16 protein-coding genes, 1 pseudogene and 1 other annotated feature are annotated in these 15,808 nt (G+C 58.5%); of the genes and pseudogenes, 9 read left to right on the top strand and 8 right to left on the bottom strand.

Annotated elements, in window-relative coordinates; all coding sequences use genetic code 11:
- Positions 1 to 693: 693 nt before the first annotated feature.
- Both IVB27_RS15750 and IVB27_RS15755 read right to left on the bottom strand, forming a co-directional pair.
- Positions 694 to 948: a hypothetical protein gene (locus IVB27_RS15750; RefSeq protein ID WP_247339991.1), complete on the bottom strand. Its 255-nt coding sequence runs from the start codon at positions 946 to 948 to the stop codon at positions 694 to 696.
- A gap of 53 nt (positions 949 to 1,001) precedes the next feature.
- A complete protein-coding gene (locus tag IVB27_RS15755; protein ID WP_247339993.1) occupies positions 1,002 to 1,667 on the bottom strand; it encodes a hypothetical protein in 666 nt (221 codons plus the stop codon).
- Positions 1,668 to 2,240: 573 nt separating this feature from the next.
- Between IVB27_RS15755 and IVB27_RS15760 the strand changes: the two genes are divergently transcribed.
- Positions 2,241 to 2,462 (top strand): hypothetical protein, encoded by a 222-nt coding sequence (locus IVB27_RS15760; protein WP_247339994.1) that lies wholly within the window; start codon positions 2,241 to 2,243, stop codon positions 2,460 to 2,462.
- Between the two features lie 19 nt (positions 2,463 to 2,481).
- The gene (locus IVB27_RS15765) at positions 2,482 to 2,904 is read left to right on the top strand and encodes a hypothetical protein (RefSeq protein ID WP_247444393.1); all 423 of its coding nucleotides are present in this window, start codon (positions 2,482 to 2,484) and stop codon (positions 2,902 to 2,904) included.
- A gap of 1,377 nt (positions 2,905 to 4,281) precedes the next feature.
- Here IVB27_RS15765 and IVB27_RS15770 read toward each other — a convergent pair.
- Positions 4,282 to 4,503, bottom strand: coding sequence for a hypothetical protein (locus tag IVB27_RS15770; RefSeq protein WP_247339997.1), 222 nt, complete (start codon positions 4,501 to 4,503; stop codon positions 4,282 to 4,284).
- 3 nt (positions 4,504 to 4,506) lie between these two features.
- Positions 4,507 to 4,740 (bottom strand): hypothetical protein, encoded by a 234-nt coding sequence (locus IVB27_RS15775; protein ID WP_247339998.1) that lies wholly within the window; start codon positions 4,738 to 4,740, stop codon positions 4,507 to 4,509.
- A 1,198-nt stretch (positions 4,741 to 5,938) separates the two neighbouring features.
- On the opposite strand from IVB27_RS15775, the pseudogene IVB27_RS15780 reads away from it, so the two are divergent.
- Positions 5,939 to 6,157 (top strand): annotated as a pseudogene (locus tag IVB27_RS15780) (DUF2285 domain-containing protein); the annotation flags it as partial.
- 202 nt (positions 6,158 to 6,359) lie between these two features.
- Here IVB27_RS15780 and IVB27_RS15785 read toward each other — a convergent pair.
- On the bottom strand, positions 6,360 to 6,836 hold the full coding sequence (locus IVB27_RS15785; protein WP_247444394.1) for a hypothetical protein: 477 nt from the start codon (positions 6,834 to 6,836) through the stop codon (positions 6,360 to 6,362).
- Here IVB27_RS15785 and IVB27_RS43120 point away from each other — a divergent pair.
- The 4 genes from IVB27_RS43120 (at position 6,806) to IVB27_RS15805 (ending at position 8,634) form a co-directional block, all read left to right on the top strand.
- Positions 6,806 to 7,264 carry an MFS transporter gene (locus IVB27_RS43120; protein WP_276001277.1) on the top strand — a complete coding sequence of 153 codons (459 nt, stop codon included), beginning with the start codon at positions 6,806 to 6,808 and terminating at the stop codon, positions 7,262 to 7,264. The genes IVB27_RS15785 and IVB27_RS43120 overlap by 31 nt on opposite strands.
- Positions 7,265 to 7,272: 8 nt before the next feature.
- Complete coding sequence (locus IVB27_RS15795; RefSeq protein WP_247444395.1) at positions 7,273 to 7,551, top strand: hypothetical protein; 279 nt, start codon at positions 7,273 to 7,275, stop codon at positions 7,549 to 7,551.
- A gap of 155 nt (positions 7,552 to 7,706) precedes the next feature.
- On the top strand, positions 7,707 to 7,925 hold the full coding sequence (locus IVB27_RS15800; RefSeq protein ID WP_524536483.1) for a rubredoxin: 219 nt from the start codon (positions 7,707 to 7,709) through the stop codon (positions 7,923 to 7,925).
- 64 nt (positions 7,926 to 7,989) lie between these two features.
- A complete protein-coding gene (locus IVB27_RS15805; RefSeq protein WP_247444396.1) occupies positions 7,990 to 8,634 on the top strand; it encodes an FMN-binding negative transcriptional regulator in 645 nt (214 codons plus the stop codon).
- Between the two features lie 4 nt (positions 8,635 to 8,638).
- Here IVB27_RS15805 and IVB27_RS15810 read toward each other — a convergent pair whose 3' ends face one another.
- The gene (locus tag IVB27_RS15810) at positions 8,639 to 9,541 is read right to left on the bottom strand and encodes a transglycosylase domain-containing protein (protein WP_247444397.1); all 903 of its coding nucleotides are present in this window, start codon (positions 9,539 to 9,541) and stop codon (positions 8,639 to 8,641) included.
- Positions 9,542 to 9,804: 263 nt separating this feature from the next.
- Complete coding sequence (locus IVB27_RS43610) at positions 9,805 to 10,047, bottom strand: QVPTGV class sortase B protein-sorting domain-containing protein (protein WP_524536484.1); 243 nt, start codon at positions 10,045 to 10,047, stop codon at positions 9,805 to 9,807.
- Positions 10,048 to 10,536: 489 nt separating this feature from the next.
- Positions 10,537 to 10,651: a sequence feature (AL1L pseudoknot), on the top strand.
- Positions 10,652 to 11,154: 503 nt separating this feature from the next.
- Between IVB27_RS43610 and metC the strand changes: the two genes are divergently transcribed.
- Both metC and IVB27_RS15825 read left to right on the top strand, forming a co-directional pair.
- Positions 11,155 to 12,381 carry a cystathionine beta-lyase gene (gene metC, locus IVB27_RS15820; protein ID WP_247444398.1) on the top strand — a complete coding sequence of 409 codons (1,227 nt, stop codon included), beginning with the start codon at positions 11,155 to 11,157 and terminating at the stop codon, positions 12,379 to 12,381.
- Between the two features lie 810 nt (positions 12,382 to 13,191).
- A complete protein-coding gene (locus tag IVB27_RS15825; protein ID WP_247444399.1) occupies positions 13,192 to 13,914 on the top strand; it encodes a helix-turn-helix transcriptional regulator in 723 nt (240 codons plus the stop codon).
- Between the two features lie 478 nt (positions 13,915 to 14,392).
- Here IVB27_RS15825 and IVB27_RS15830 read toward each other — a convergent pair whose 3' ends face one another.
- Entirely contained in the window at positions 14,393 to 15,130 is a 738-nt protein-coding gene (locus IVB27_RS15830; RefSeq protein ID WP_247403313.1) for an outer membrane protein, read from the bottom strand.
- Between the last annotated feature and the right edge of the window lie 678 nt (positions 15,131 to 15,808).

A 15,808-nucleotide genomic window follows, 5' to 3' on the forward strand; every position in this document is an offset into this window, starting at 1 on the left:
CCGACTTCCTGCTTAATCTGATCGCCTATAACCTGATCCGAATTCCAAAACTGCTCGCCGCATAGCCACCCCGCGCCGGGGCACACTCAATAACAAGCTAGAAATTACATCCAACTCTACCGCGCCGCTCCAAAAACGACCGGCGGAAAAATGAAAATTCTCCATTTCAAGGTTTTTCAGCAGACTGCTAGCGATCCTTCCGGAACGCTGCCGGTTTCATTATCCAAGCGCTCGACGGCCGGGCCCGCGTTTACGACTTCCGATACAACCATATGGCGCTGTCCTTGCGTCGGCAGATCGACAATCCAGCGCACACCAGAAAACTCGAAATTAGGTTCCACGGCGAGCGGGTGTTGTTTGCGGAGTGGACCGACGATGGCTTTACCAAACGGTCATATAGGTCGGGTGATTGGGAAGCGCGGCTACGTCGGTGCGAACGGATACCCGCGCTGGCCGGGCGGGTCAAAGCAGCGACATGAAGCCCGACCGACCATACTGGCCGGCGGCGCTGCGGCTGGGTCAAGCCGCGAGCTATTGCGGGCTGTCGGTCCACATGTTGAAGGCCGTCTGTCCGATCAAGCCGATCGAGTTCACGCAATCAAGCCGCGGCAATCGGTATCTGCGAGCTCGGGCCAAAACCATGCCTGCCCGAGGTCGCGTTCACTTCGATCTAGGTAATCGTCAGGCGACGTTCTATCCCGAAGTGGCGTCTGATATCGATGTCGTGGTTCGCTTGCTGTACTTGGTGGAGGTCATCAGCGCGAAGCCGACGACGGCCAAGATCGCGACCGCGGCAACCACGACGATCAGTTTCAGGAAGAACGTCCCGGCTATGTCGATCGCCGGGGAGAACTGTTTACCGGCGGTCGGGGAAATCCAGCCGATGACGATGCGGATCGCTAGAAGGACGATCGCGCCGGCGAGAGCCAGGATCAAAATGATTGCCAATAGCAGCTCCCCTGCAACACTCCGGAGGCGGCCGGGTTTTGCACCGACGGACATTACACTCGTGATTGGCGCGAGGAATTCTCCCGCGGTGGTTTTCCCCGTTTAATGCGGCCTAGCGGCGCGCCGCGGTGGCGCTTTTCCGCGTCCCTGATCTGGCGCGCCTCGTGGAATTCTTGGCGGGAGATACCAACGTCGGCCGCTGTCGGCTTGCTAGCGTTCCGGGTGGTAACTCTAGGCAGATTATCTCCAAGACGCGCAACTTCACCCCGCGCTTGCGCTGCGTCGTATTCGTCGGCAAGCCGACGCTTTGCCTGCGCCTCGATATTAAGCGCATCGCCTTGCGCGCGGTAGGCGGCGCAGATCAGTTCGTCGTGGGCCTTCGCCTTCGCAAGCCGCGCTTGAAGCTTCGCTGCAGTATAGGCAACGACAGCACGGCCGCGGGCGTCGAGTTCATCGACCGAGAATGCCTCAACCTGCGCAGCTGACATGGTCGGCGCCTTCCGTTGCTTGCAGTGGCGGCCGGTCCGTTTTTCAACTGGTAACTGCTTTCCAGTTGATCGACGGGCTATCGCTACGGTTGGGTGACTGACGCCGATTTCCGCTGCGATAGCGCGGTCAAACTTCTCCGGGTTAGCAGCGATTGCTTCGGCCGTGCGCTGCGCGGCAGGGAGGTACGGCGCGCGGCGCAAGAACCCCGTTGAGCCGCCCTCACAGGCCATGATCGCCGCCCGCAAAGTTTGATGGAGCGACGGCGCTCAAAGAATGAGAGATGGCTGTTGGCTGCACTGCAACGCGTGATGGCGCGCTCGACTAGGATGCAAAAGGACAGGTCCGCGCTCCTATCGCTTGCCAAGGGGGCCTGATATTTTGTCGCGTGCCGAACTTTTTGATCCATATTTTTCGAAGACGCTGCAAATTCGATCGTGCCCCGGTGGGAAGTTTTATTCATGCAAAGCGATTTAAGCTGCGCCGAGCGTAACGCGGCGAGTACCGCTGAGGTCGAAGAGTTCGCAGCCGAGCCCCTCGCGACCGGCAGACCCGTAGCTGCAAACGATAACATTGAGGACGGGCCGTGGCTGCTCGTTCCATTTCCTGACGATTGGTGCGCGACGTGTTGAAACATAGTCCAAGAACCTAACCCCTTGGCGCGGGTAGCGTCGCGACGATAGAATGTTCGTAGACGACCGCTGACTAACAAGAAGGCACAATGAAATTTGCCGAGACCAGGAACACTATTGATCGCAGCGAGGTTTGTTCTTCATCAGAGGCTAGGCGTTGCGGAGTTCTCTTCCATGGCTACCCAGATCGTAATGGACAGCACAGGCGACAGCAGACATTTTTTTGAGGAAGACGACCCCAAGGGGCTCGCCGAGGCCGAGCGGCGCTTCAAGATGTTTACCGGCCGGGGATTTACCGCTGCCACTCGGACCCCGGCCGGCGATCTCAAGCTGATACGGACATTTGATCCAACAGCGAAGGAAACGCTGTTCTATCCGCACTTAGTCGGCGGTTAGAACCGTCGTAGCACCGAAGATGTTTTTGTTCGGACGCAACGTCGCGCAGGGCGCGCGTTTGCGCGCCCTGCGCGCGCTCTATCGGAGCTTCAACGAGCAAAATGGCCCGGAAGCGCGTGCACGCCGTCTTTTGCGGGAATGGTTATCTCCAGAACAGCGCGCGCAATTTGATGTCAATGGCTTTTTTGAAGTCACTGGTTCCCTTACCGGCCGTCGATACCGAATTCATCAGTGCACCATGAGCAATGTTTTGGAGCTGGATGAAAAATTGGAGCCTAAGGTGGGATGGTGCTTTCTCCCCGAACGGGCGTTGGCAGTTGGCGATGTGATGCTCGCCCAGAAGATCGCACTCGAAACCGACGAAGCCGCGGTTCTCGCGATCGCCAAGTTGTTTTCTCCGAGACAGCCGTTTGTACCCCGAGCGGTGCGGCGCGCTCCCTAGATCTGATCATGGGCGGGGCCGCCGCTTGTGGCGGCGACCCCTAGCCGCGAAGCCGCCGGTACGCGAGACGAGGACGACTTCGCGACTGCATCCAGCATCGGCGCCGCCGGCGGCAGGCGCAAGGACGTCTGTGCGTTAGTGTTACTTGGGCTGCTTGACGGCGCCTGATGGCTTCGCAGATGGGGACCGCGAGGCGATCGCTTCAACCTTTTGTAGCGTTCGTGCGAACTCAGACCGCAGATGTTGGACGTGCGCGACGTCCCTCGGCTCTGACAGAAACGCGATCTTCACGAGGAAGCGGTTCAACAGCGACGCTATTCCAAGATTTTCGGAATGTTGCGAACGCAGTACGGTGAGTTGCCGACGCATCTCGACGAGATCAAGCGGTTCGTGGTCCGGCTGCTTTTCCAAACGAAACCGCCTGCAATCAAACGAAGCGCCGCGTCGAATATGGTGGTGCGACGACTTCGCCTTGGGTGGAGCCAGACGGGCAATGTCCGGCGCTCAGAAGGTAACGCTTCGCAGCGATGCTGCAATCGAGTTGCAGAATTAAGCTTGATGCAGCGAGATCAGGTTAATTCTGGAACAGCCGTGCTGCCGATCTATAGCTCCCGTCCCGTCGCCGGGTGGCTGCGGTTCTTCGCCTTGATCCAGTGCTTCTGCCGGCCGCCACGGTGAGGCCGATCGCGATGCTTGAATACCAGCCCCTCAAGACCCATGCGATAAGCGGCGCGGAATAGCTCAGGGCTGATCTCGCCGCGATCGGGAATGCAGCGTCTCAATCACAAGAGCCGTATTTCGTAAGCCGAGCTGGCCTTACTCCCAGCCGCGCCGGCCTATTGGTCCTTCTGCCGAATGCTCGCGGTGGAGGCGGGCCATCTCGCGATTGGGCCGCCTGATGAAGTCGCGCTCGACGCAAAAGCCGGCCGTGATTGAAGCGGTCAGTGCAAGGCCGCAGGCGAGGTAGCTATTCATGAAATCCCACAAAATGTTGCTGCCCGCGACTACAAGAAAAGTGAGTGCCATAACAGTATCGCGAAATGCCCGAACCATGTTGCCCCAACTGATTGGCGAGGCTTCACTTAGCATTGCAACCATGACGATCAGCGGCGTCGATGGGGTATCCGGCGCCGTCTTTCTCCACGGAGTGCGCGCTCGCTGAACCAACCGGCCAGCAGGACCGCAAAGGCGGCAATCTCGCCGGCGGCCGCCCATCGGATCAGCGAAGCCCGGTCGTCTGCTGGCATCGCCGCGAGTGCATCAAGTTCGCCGCCCTTGTCCAGCGATGTACCGGCGAGGCGGTCTAGATCCGGGCCTAGCGCCTTGGCGAGGTCGGCGCAAGCGGCAGCCTGATAGGCATCGCCGACGGCGAACCGCCTACTGTTGTGGATCGCCGATGTCGAACGCGCCTAAACGGTAATCTTCGCCCACCGATTGCTCAGTCGTTGGCCCCACAATCAAAGTGAACGTCGCGTCGGGATAGCGCGTCCACACTTCGATGTCGTCTGACGTAACGGTTAGATAGCCGAAGAAGCATTTGTAACGGCCGGGCTCTGTCATGCGGCCGATCTTCTCCCAATTGATCTTGTTAACGCGCACGCCCTAGCTCCACTCGTTTACGGGAAGCGAGCCGGGCGGCGGCTTGAGTTCTTCTAGGCCGGCTTCGATAGTTGTTATTTCGTCTTGGACGGCCTGAACAGCGTTCGCGGGATCGATGCCGCAGACAGCGTGTAGTTCGCCCAGCATCTTGCGCCGATGCGCGAGCAGGTCCGTCAAGGCTCGTCGGTCCCGCACCTTCACGTAGCCGCCGACGATCATTTCCATGGCTGTTGACACTGCGTTGCCTCCACTGCGCCTTTGAGTTATCGCGGCCGGCTAAGCTCCAACAGACCGGCTTCGGTCATACGATATTCGACGCCTTTGCCCGTTGAGCGTCGCTCCATCCATCCGTTTCGTAAAAGAGCGAGCGTCGTTCCGGGGCTGTCGGGAAGCTTTAACGAAGACACCCAATCGCGGTCACGAAGACGATCGAGAAATTGCCGGTGATAGTGCTTAAAAAGCGACCTGCGCTTTTCTTGCCGACGGATGTCTCGCAGTATCGTTTCAGGCGGGAGTTCGGTTTCCATGCGGTTTGTTGCCATCGCATGGTTTACGATCACTTAACGATCGGGAACAGCCGGCAATCTTTTCTAAATGGTTCATGGTTGTTGTTTTGCGGCATGGGAGGACGCATCTGCTTGGTTCGTGCCCACTGTTAGGCGAAGCTATGCTCGCCTGGTCCATCAGGTTGAATTGCATCCGCTTGTAGCCGATAGCATCAAGTCGACCGATGACCAGCCCGACTGCCAGAAGGGCACTCTTTGACCTTGCTCAAGGCGGTTTGAGACAAGGGCGCTTAGAACCCAACACGCAGCCGAACGGCGCCGCCATGACGTTGCTGAGGTTGTGGGCCCGGGTTCCTAGGAATACCGGGCCCGCCTTGTTTTATCGGCTCAGGTGGCGGCCGCGATCCGCCGAGAGATGCTCCACATTGGCATTGAACTTCCGTTACGGCGCGCAGGCGCCGCGGTCCCAGCTGGGCGCGTGTTTGGCGTCGGCGCCGGCCCATCCCAAGCCTGCATGTTGGGCTGGCCGGATCAATAACCGGTGTGCAACATGACCGGGCTGTCGAGTGCCGGCAGTCCTACGGCCCCGCGCTGCGGTAGGTGCGGACCCCGAACGCGGGGGCGATTTGGCTATCCTGTCCAACTTCCCTAGCGGCTTGGAAGCGGCCGCGGGCTGCATCGAATGTCTCAGCGGCGCTGCCTCGGTACTCGCCCGGCGCGCTTCACAAGAACGCCGGATGACCAGCCCTACCGCGGGCCGAATTGGGTACGCCGGCGCGCATACCGATCACGTCAACCCGGATCGCGCGGGAAATAAATCAGCCACATTTCGCAGCGGCCTTAGTCCCGTGCCGGCGCCACCCGGGCGACACAAAGACCGAGAATGGTCCCGGCGCTGCAACCAACGATCGCAAGGAAGCACATGTTTCTATGATGAACAGCACCGCATCACCTATCTCCGCATGCTTGATGCCGATGCGGAAGGCGCTGACTGGCGCGAGGTATCGCGGATCATCTTGCGCATTGACCCGGAACGTGAGCCAGCGCGCGCTCGGCGCGCGTTCGAAAGCCATCTTGAGCGCGCGAAATGGGGCGCTGACAGTGGGTACCGTCGGTTGCTGCGGCAAGGATGGCCTTCGGCTCGCTGAAAGGGCTAGGTCACGACAATGGCCGGCGGGCATCGCTGCCGCCGGCCATCGCTTTGCGCTACCTGTGGCTGGGGGGCTGATCGGCAGCGCTGATGGTAAGCCTGCCGAACCCCGATTAACAACCCGTTAACCAATTCGGGCAGGCTCTGGCTATTTCGCGGGCAACAACGCGGCGGTGTGCTGGGACCTGCGTTGAACCAGTTCAGTGCTTTCGCAGCGGTATTGCCACTTCCACGACCACGCCTCCGCCGTCTCTGGTGAACGCCTGACACCCGACTGCTGCGTTACGATTGCCATCAGGCCTTCGTCCTCGTCGAAATCGAGAGTGTAGTCGTGCGTGGAAGGGGTTGCGCCATTCGGTCCGGTAACGCGTAAATTGATCCAACACTTTCTTTCGAAGTAGATCAGCCTCACCGCGGAACTCCTCGATTTTGTGGGGCGCGATACGCGACGGGTCCTTGCCGGCGAGCACTCGGTAAGCTTCCTTAACACTACCCTCAAAAGCTTGATTGCAGCGAAAGACAGCATCGATGAATAGTGTTTGGTCTGGCTCGGATTGTCCTCGCTTGTAGTGCTTGATGGCGGCATCAATATGCGCCATCACCGCCTTTAGGTCGATTTTATAGGGGCCTGCAGGCAGATCTTTGATTGTCTGATCGAGAATTTTCTGAAGGTCCATCGAGGCACTTCTTCTTACCAAGCGATGGCATCTTCGTTGCAATTCTGGTCGTGCTGGCGTGTCGGCTAAGGCTCGGGGAGGAAGGTTTCCGTGCTTGGGGCTGGCGTATCCCGTTCTTGCTGTCTGCACTTCTCGTCGTGTTTTCGATCTATCTTCGTCTCAAGCTGAGCGAGTCGCCGGTTTTCGAGCAGATGCGCCAGCCCGGCAAGGTCTCGCGCGCGCCGGTTCGCGAAAGTTTCGGCACGAGACAAGGATTGGGTTATGCGCTGTATGCTCTCTTCGGCGCGACGGCGGGTCTGGGATGCGTGTGGTACACCGGGCAATTCTACGCGCTGTATTTCCTGCAGAGCGTTGTCAAGGTGGATTTCCTGACGGCGAATGTCTGCGTCGCCATTGCCCTAGCGATCGGTACGCCCCTGGTGTCGTGAGCGGGGTCTTGTCAGACCGCATCGGACGTCGTCCGCTGATCGTCACCGGACTTCTGCTCGCCGCCGCGCTCTACATTCCCATCTACATGGGCGTTGCAAGCGCCACGGCTGCGCACAACTACGTGGCCGTCACCGCGCTAATCCTGGCGCAACTCGTCTTGGTAGTGCTGGTGTATGGGCGAATGCCGCGTTTCTCGTCGAGCTCTTTCCGGCGCGGCTGCGATATACCTCGCTGTCGCTTCCGTATCCCATCGGCACTGGCATACTCGGCGGCTTCGTTCCGCTGATCAGCCTCTCGCTCATCAGCTACACCGGCAACATCTACCCCGGCCTGATCTATCCCATCGCTATCGCACCAGCAAAAATGCAGTTACAAGTTGGATAGGCCAGACTCGCCCTAAATCGACCTCATGAACCCTGCCCGACGAATATGGAAGCTGTCATGAGCAACGAAAGTGCTCACGTGAACACCGAGATCGCGTCCGACGCGCCTCTCTACAAGACCTCGATGTGTGCGTTGTGCGGGCTCATTTACAACGAGCGAGACGGATGGCCTGAAGAGGGCATTCCGCCCGGCGCCCGCTGGGAGGACGTGCCCGCAGATTGGATCTGCCCCGACTGTCGTGCTGGCAAAAGTGAATTCGAGATGACCGAGGTCTGAACCAAACCGTTGATGCTGCGCGACCCTATGGTGCACGGCGTCCCACAATACCAAAGGAGTTATCATGTACGTCCCTCAGCACTTCGTTGAGGCTCGCGCCGAGGTACTTCACCATCTCATTGAAAAGAATCCGCTCGGCATCCTCTTTACCAACGGGAAGAGTGGGCTTGACGCGAATCATATTCCCTTCGGGCTGCATGCGCACAAAGGTCAGCAGGGCGTGCTTCATTCGCATGTCGCTCGTGCGAACCCTTTTTGTCAGGATCTCGCCACGGGCGATGAGGTTCTGATCGTTTTCCGCGCCGCGGATGCCTACATCGCGCCAAACTGGTATCCGAGCAAGGTCGGCTCCAAGAAGCAGGTCTCGTCCTGGAACTACATGGTTACGCTTGTGTACGGACGTGTCACGATCCGCGATGATGAGCGTTATGTCCGCGGCATGGTCGCGCGCCTGACGCGCATTCATGAGGCGAAACAGGCCGATCCTTGGAAGATGACCGACAGCCCCAAGGACTACATCGACGCGATGCTCAAGATGATCGTCGGCGTCGAGATCGAGGTCACACGCCTCATAGGCAAGTCGAAGCTCAGCCAGAACAAAGAGGTCCGAGATATTGTCGGCGCCGGCTATGCCCTAAAGGCACAGGGGAACAATGTGATGGGCGAGGCAATGCTGGCCGCAGCCGTCAACACGGAGCTGGCTTCATAGCCAGTCAATCAGCTGTGCTATCCTCCACTCGTTGGCAGCAGTGGCAATCATCTTCCGCGAGATCACGCTCACCTCGATCGCTTCGATTCGGCGATGCGTCCTGATCCATGAAGGTCAGGCGTGCCGGGTGTTGCTTTGCCGCGAACAGCTGATCATTGGTGATGAGCCCGGTCTCGAGGAGGGTGTCCAGAACCAGGTTTGCACGCTCACGCGCATTCGGAAGAGCAACATGCGAAGGTAGATCTAGTGGCGCATTTATCAGGCCGGCAAGCAAGGCTGCTTCGCCAAGTTCGATATCCTGAACCTGCTTCTGGAAATAACTCTGCGCAGCTTTACTGACGCCGAAGATGCCGCCTCCGATCTGCACACGGTTTAGGTAGATCTTCAGGATTTCATCCTTGCTGAGCCGCCATTCGAGCCAAATTGCGACAAGCGCCTCCTGTATCCTGACCTCCAAATTTGGTTGATCTGAGGGGAATAGAATTCTCGCAACCTGCTGGGTAATGGACGAGCGCACGGCCTTTGTGCCCGGGGCGGCATGCAATGAGAGCGCGATCGCGGTAAGGTCAATGCCGAAATGGCTATAGAAGCGGCGATCCCCGGTTGCCAATGTCGCCTTGACTAGGACGTCCGGAAGCTCCTTCACTGAAATCGAGCTGTAGGTCGCGCAAGCGCTGGTCAGACCCGTGCGACATTCCGGCAGACAGAGTGTGGGATCGTCGCCCTGGCTCCAATCCTGATCACCTGTTTTCTGAAAAACGGGGTTTGCCACGATCATTAACACTATGAGGCTGATGAGCCCGAATGTTAAGGCCTCCGAAAGCGGATCGATGATCGTACAGCGCAAGGATCGGCGAACAAGCCTTGCACCGCGCATAATCGACGAGCCACGCGTGGCTCCAGCCATCATATGATCTGGGATTGGGGTTCTTCTTCGCGGTATCATCTGACTCACTTGCGTTTCAAATTGTTTTGAACTTAGCGCGTCGAAACGCGTGCTGCCTGCGGCACGCCGCTCCGTTCGGACGTCCCCGCCAGACAAAGCATCTGTCGTAGTTCTGGAGCCGCGACACGCCGCAGCACAACGTAAGAACTCGCGCATCAACTGCACCTTGCCGAGGGTGCCGGCAGCGAATTCTGCAGGTGAGAGGTGAGCCCGTGTGAATTTGTTTAGCCCTCGCGGGCTATTGTCGAGCGCTTCTGGTCCGCAAGATCAGCTTCTGGTTGCCAGCACGCGGGTTGCTCGAGCGAGTTGCGCGACGGCGCATGACTGCTGCAACTCTCTGCGGAGTGGGCCGTAGCCATATGCAGCCGCGCGCGCTCTCGTCGGCTGCGAAAGCGCCGAGTACGGACGCCGTAGCCAGCCCCACCGACTGCGACAATCGAAAGGACAATAAGAGCTGCCACCATCATCTCAAGCGCGCCTCGCAGATCCTCAATGTCCCGCGCCTGCACCTTGAGGCCGGAATGTGTCTCGGGTTCGGAGAATCGAACCGGTAGTTAGTACAACTTGACGCTAGGTACGATTCAAGTCTGTTAAGGGCCAGCTCTCGATTAAGTCAGGTATCGGTTTGAACCGCCCGGGTTTGTCGGACGCTCCAACTCCTGAGAGGATGGAGCCATGACGAGCAAGACGACGGACAACTTGTCACCCGAGGTCCGGACCCGAGCGGTTCGGATGGTTCTGGATCTCTCCGGCGAGCATCCTTCGCGCCGGGCGGCGGTGAGATCGGTTGCGGCAAAGATCGGCGGCACACCGCAAACGCTTCGTGACTGGGTCAAGAAGGCGAGATCGAGAGCGGGCAGCGGACCGGCGTTCCGACTGAGATGGCCGACAAGCTGAAGGCCCTGACGGGAGAACCGCGAGCTCCGGCAGGCTAACGAAATCCTACGGAACGCAAGCGCCTATTTTGCGATGGCGGAGCTCGACCGCCGGTCCAAGCCATGATCGCCTCTTGATGATCATCGTGGGCGCATGGGGGCGAGCCGATCTGCAAGGTCCTGCCGATACGCCCCCTCGACCTACTACGCCGATGCGGCCAAGCGGCGCGATCCAGCCAAGCGGCTGCAAAAACAACGCCAACGCGCGAGTTCATAACAAGTGCAATTGTCAACCCACATCAAGATCGTCCCGATTTAACCGATTTGGCGAGGAGCCCACATGCAGCGTCTTTTGTCCGACAAGAAAGTCGCCTGGTGCCGAGTCATTCGATCAGTCCTGGTTAATCCGCCTGCAGCCCGCACCCCGCGCGTCTGGCCCAACCTTTGCTGTAGTGATGGACCCACTGTAGATCTGCATGAAGCTGACCACCGACTTTCAGGAGCGCGGTCCGGCACGGTCTCGCTGTGCGGTTGACCGCGCTTTCGATGCGGGAGGAGAGCTGCTCTAACGTTGGGATATGATGACGAAGAGGGCGTCGATGCAGAGTTCTCGAGTGGTCGCGCCGGAGACGAGTTGCACGTTGATAGTTGTGGGCATTCGCTGCGCATTTAAGCGGCGCGATCTCAGATAGGAGAGGTATGGATCGGATCCCTTCGGATAAAGGCTTGCCAGAGCCCAACACGCAATTGTCTCATCTCGGTCGCGCGCCGGCTGAACACGCCGGGATGGTCAATGTTCCTGTCTATCGAGGTTCCACGATCGTTTCGGAAACCCTCGAAGAGTGGGATAGGCGCAAGCAGAATCCAGTGACGAACTACGGACGATTCGGCTCACCGCTGTCTCGCGCTCTCGAGGCTGCCATTTGTGAACTGGAAGGCGGGTATCGTTCGATCTTGTTCCCTTCGGGGCTCTCTGCGTGCTCCCACGCGCTTCTCGGGATCCTGAAGGCCGGGGATCATGTTTTGATCTGCGATAACGTCTATGAACCGGTCAGGATATTCGCGAACGAGGTTCTAACTAGATTTAAGGTCAAAGTGGAGTACTTCCATCCCACACAACCTTCGGATCTACTCGCAAAGATTGGAACAAAAACGCGAGCTGTGTACCTGGAGTCCCCGGGGTCACTGACGTTTGAGGTACAGGATCTTCCCGCGCTGTGCGCGATCGCGCATCATTCGGGTGCGCTCGTGCTCATGGACAACACTTGGGCCACGCCGCTCTATTTCAAACCCTTTCTCCATGGCGTCGACATTTCGATCCATGCCGCGACCAAGTATATCGTTGGTCATTCCGACGCCCTTCTGGGCATTGCTACTGCTAACAAGGAAGCGTGGCCGCTCCTGCAGCCAAGCGCTCATCATTTCGGGGAGATCGCTGGGCCAGATGACGTCTATTTAGCTCTTCGTGGACTGCGGACACTAGCCGTTCGCATGAGGCAGCATTGCGAAAATGGCATCAAGCTGGCTCAAAGCCTGGAAGACCACCCGGCAGTGGGCCGGGTTCTACACCCTGCGCTCCCAAACGATCCCGGCCACAATATTTGGAAGCGGGATTTCTTGGGTGCAAGTGGCCTGTTCGGCGTCGTTCTGAAGGCTATGCCCAAGGCCCAGCTTTCGGTTTTCTTCCAGAAACTGCGCCTTTTTGGAATCGGATTGTCGTGGGGTGGGTACGAAAGCCTTGTGCTGCCTGTCGATGATCCTCCACGAACGGAAGCTAAGGTTTCATTTGATGGACCGTTGATTCGTATTCACGCCGGCATCGAGAGGCCGAGTGATCTCATTGCGGACATGCATCAGGCGCTGCAAGCCGCCTGCGAACACTCCGTGAGCGACGCTGCATACCAGGATGAGAGCAGAGACGGGTGATTTCAAGGGCAGTATTGATGGTGCGAGGAGGCCGATAAGAGCGACGCTTGGGGGCGCTATCGCAACCATGCGTACGGCTTCTGTCTGTCAATGTGCGTGAGCACAACGCCCATGTGTGCGGTCGGTTGGATCTCATTTAAGCCGCAGGCCATTGCCGTATTCGGATGATTCGCTTGCCCAAACATGTCCGGGTGCTTTTGAACACGAGCGCTTGGCAATAGGCGACCGCGCAACCGGGAATCTCCGGCTTTCCGTTCGGTACGGCGCGACCGCAAACGCAAACGGGTATCGCAGCGGATGCATGCCATTTCTGCGTCTAATTGCCTCTGTGCCCTATGACGCGGGCGCCGGGTCTACGTTAGCTCGGCTGGCCCCCGGAGCAGAGACGCGGAGGCTGACCCAAGGAGTAAACGATCGTTCGCGTACTTGCCGATGCGACATACATTCTTCAGCTAGCACCAACAAGGTTGTCTCTCTTGCGACGAATGTCCGAATTGTAGCAGTGAACGTGGCGCCCAGTTCTCCAACACTCCTGCTTGCGGCAGTGCTCCTGCCGCCTCAGCTGGGACGACATTTGCTGGACGCTTCAGGTCCGCCTCCTCCGGAAGAGGCGCATGCACAATGTTCTCTATCGAGCAGCTACCCGATCTCAGCCAACTCGGTTGCAGCTCATGACGAGAAGTATGACTGTCGCGTTCGGTCGAGCACTTCGAAGCAAGATGAGGCCGAAGTGGCGCAGGGCCCTGCCCAAATCGATCCACTCAAAAGACGCAGCACCGGATTGCCTAAGTCGGTGGCGGGAGGCACCAAATGGACCTATTTTGCTTCATCGAATGCGCAAAACAGAGTCGATCTCCCGAGGTGTTGTTCGATCTGCTTGTGAGCTGCTCGAGCGAACAGGGCTTCAGTCAAGTCGCTTACGGGGCGCTGACGGACGCGGAGCCGACCCGCCGGCCAGAGTATCTGCCAGCCGCCGTGACGGTGAACTTTCCTTCCGCGTGGTGCGAGCGCTATGCTGAACGCCGATACAATGCCATCGATCCTGTGGTTCGGTACGACGATGCAGTCGGCGCCGTTTCTATGGGATCAACTCGCGCACAAGATCAATTGCAACCCGGCGAAATGCGTGTGTTGAACGAGGCCAAAGAGGCGGGTCTGAAGCACGGCGTAACCGTACCACTGTTCGGACCGTTTGGACAGCTATCAGTCGTATCCTTTGCATCCAGGTTCGACGATGTCGACCCTGAGTATCGCCTCAGTCGTCTCAACGCATTGGCTTGGCAGCCCCATCATACATTTACAGAAATCGCGCCCTCATCGGAGGGCAAATGCCATATGAAAGTGGCCCTATCCGAACGAGAAAAGGATTGCCTCCGCTGGGTGGAAGAGGGGAAATCATCCTGGGAAATCGGAGTCATCCTGAGAGTCAGCGAGAATACGGCGAACTTTCACCTGAAGAACGCGATGCGAAAGCTAGAGACGAACAGCCGTACCCATTGCCTTGCCAAGACGATTCGCCCCGGTCTAATCTGACGTTTCGGCGCCGCTGCCCCGTACCGACCTATGTCGAAGTCACGAGCGAGCGATCTGACCAGCGTGGCAACACGACAGCGAGGACACGTTCAGCCCAAGGTGCAGAAGATGCTGTCGCCGCGAATAGCTGACAAGCCTGTCGTCTCGTCGTCTTCGGGGGCATAGATGCGTATCCCGCCGAGGGTTGGTCGAGTTTTCGAGGCGGGAGAGGTTCGCACGATCGCCTAAATCCGACGTGGACTGGCCATGACGGTAGACTATTCGGCGTATCGATGACGCGCGTGCGATCACAGTGATCTTCGCAAGCGTGCTTGGTTGTGGATGCCGCCACCCATCAATATGGGAGCGGTTTTTGGGCCTGGGTTGCGGCAACCTAGTCGCCTGGGATAACGGTATTGCTTGATGCAGCAAGCCTGCACTTGCAAAAACAAGCCCCGGCCATGGGCCGGGGCTTTCGATTCCTCGTTCGTACTGCTGATCAATATTTCAGAAGAAACGGGCCGCCGAACTTATAATTGAGCCGGGCAGTCAGAAGATCGAAATCCTGGCGGACGCGATCGGTTCCGCCTGCGGGCGCGGCGAAGTGCACCGCTCCGGGCTGCATGAATAGGTGGTCGTACTCGAGGCTGACCGACCAGCTCGGCGCGAAACCGTACTCAATCCCAGCTCCCAGCGCACCACCCCAAAGAATGTGGTCGCTCTTCCCAAGCTGCGCGCCCGTGAGGGTCGAGCTAATCTGATAGGTATTGCTCGTCACTGCGGCACCACCTTTGGCGTAAAATAATACGTTGTCTACGGCATAACCGATCTGCCCTGTTACCAGGCCGAACGCATCAATCTTGGTCTGGTTGATATCCGCAAACGCGACGCTGTCATTCGAGCCAGTCAAACCAGCCCAGTTCCCCTGGCCTTCAACACCAAGCACGATCTGGCCCGTCTGCCTTCGATACCCGATCTGGCCACCCACAGTACCGCCGGTCGCATCATGGCAGCCCTCAGGTGTGCCGCCATTGAAGTCCCAGCAATTCGCGCTTGAGCCCAAGCCGCCGTTCAAGCCGACGTAGTAGCCGCTCCAGTCATAGATCATAGCCGCAACAAGCTGCGGAGCTTTGCCATAGAGAGGCTGGACGGGCTGCGCAGCCAGATCCGCGCCGAATGCGGGCGCAATCGCGCCGAGCGCCACAATGCTTGCAGTCGCGAGCAACAAGTTCTTCATTTCTACTCTCATGTCTTGAGTGCCCCGAGCCTCGCGCGTCTTAACAACATCCGCACGGATAGCTGTAGCTGCACCGCAACATTTCGTCGGAAAGGAATGCTTGAACCGAACCCTGCGTCAGGTTGCGGCGTTGCGGATCACGCTTCGCAATGCTCTTTCGCGTGCGAACCAGATTGCGTGGCGTCGGCGAAAAGCGTGCTGCTGATCTCAGCGGATGAAACGCACCGCAACCCACACGAGGCCCAGCCACACCGCAACCGAAAAGAGCAAAGCGCCTTGCAACGCCCTTGCTCTTATCCTGTGACGCCACCGAAGGAGCTGCGATGAGCAACCGGTGAAGCGCCGACCCCGTACAACAGATATCACGTCATCGTAATCTGCGAACCGGAAGTGAGAGCGATGCTTTCGAATATACGCCAGCCGCTCAGTGGGTGAGAGGCACTGCGCCCACACCTTCGATGCCTCATGATCAAAACACGCGCTATTCTCCAGGACCTCGGCGAGGCGCTCGTCAGGTTTCATGATGCATCCGCTGTAGTGACTATCGCGGATCGAGTTCTAGGAGGGGAGCCTAACCTTGGAAACCTCTCGGTTTAGGTAGGCGAGTTGAGAGATTTCAATTCGGCGGTCAATGCGGCGCTGATCCTGCGCGAGATGAAATTCGAAGTCGTGCGGTGG

The sequence above is a fragment of the Bradyrhizobium sp. 197 genome, assembly GCF_023073375.1.
Taxonomy (GTDB): domain Bacteria; phylum Pseudomonadota; class Alphaproteobacteria; order Rhizobiales; family Xanthobacteraceae; genus Bradyrhizobium.

What these genes read in the sequence shown, in the direction of transcription:
- IVB27_RS15805 (WP_247444396.1), top strand. Translation starts at nt 7,990, where the DNA reads ATGTACGTCCCTCAGCACTTCGTTGAGGCTCGCGCCGAGGTACTTCAC.
- metC (WP_247444398.1), top strand. Translation starts at nt 11,155, where the DNA reads ATGGATCGGATCCCTTCGGATAAAGGCTTGCCAGAGCCCAACACGCAA.
- IVB27_RS43610 (WP_524536484.1), bottom strand. Translation starts at nt 10,047, where the DNA reads ATGATGGTGGCAGCTCTTATTGTCCTTTCGATTGTCGCAGTCGGTGGG.
- IVB27_RS15825 (WP_247444399.1), top strand. Translation starts at nt 13,192, where the DNA reads ATGGACCTATTTTGCTTCATCGAATGCGCAAAACAGAGTCGATCTCCC.
- IVB27_RS15760 (WP_247339994.1), top strand. Translation starts at nt 2,241, where the DNA reads ATGGCTACCCAGATCGTAATGGACAGCACAGGCGACAGCAGACATTTT.
- IVB27_RS15765 (WP_247444393.1), top strand. Translation starts at nt 2,482, where the DNA reads ATGTTTTTGTTCGGACGCAACGTCGCGCAGGGCGCGCGTTTGCGCGCC.
- IVB27_RS15785 (WP_247444394.1), bottom strand. Translation starts at nt 6,836, where the DNA reads ATGGACCTTCAGAAAATTCTCGATCAGACAATCAAAGATCTGCCTGCA.
- IVB27_RS15800 (WP_524536483.1), top strand. Translation starts at nt 7,707, where the DNA reads ATGAGCAACGAAAGTGCTCACGTGAACACCGAGATCGCGTCCGACGCG.
- IVB27_RS15755 (WP_247339993.1), bottom strand. Translation starts at nt 1,667, where the DNA reads ATGGCCTGTGAGGGCGGCTCAACGGGGTTCTTGCGCCGCGCGCCGTAC.
- IVB27_RS15810 (WP_247444397.1), bottom strand. Translation starts at nt 9,541, where the DNA reads ATGGCTGGAGCCACGCGTGGCTCGTCGATTATGCGCGGTGCAAGGCTT.
- IVB27_RS15830 (WP_247403313.1), bottom strand. Translation starts at nt 15,130, where the DNA reads ATGAAGAACTTGTTGCTCGCGACTGCAAGCATTGTGGCGCTCGGCGCG.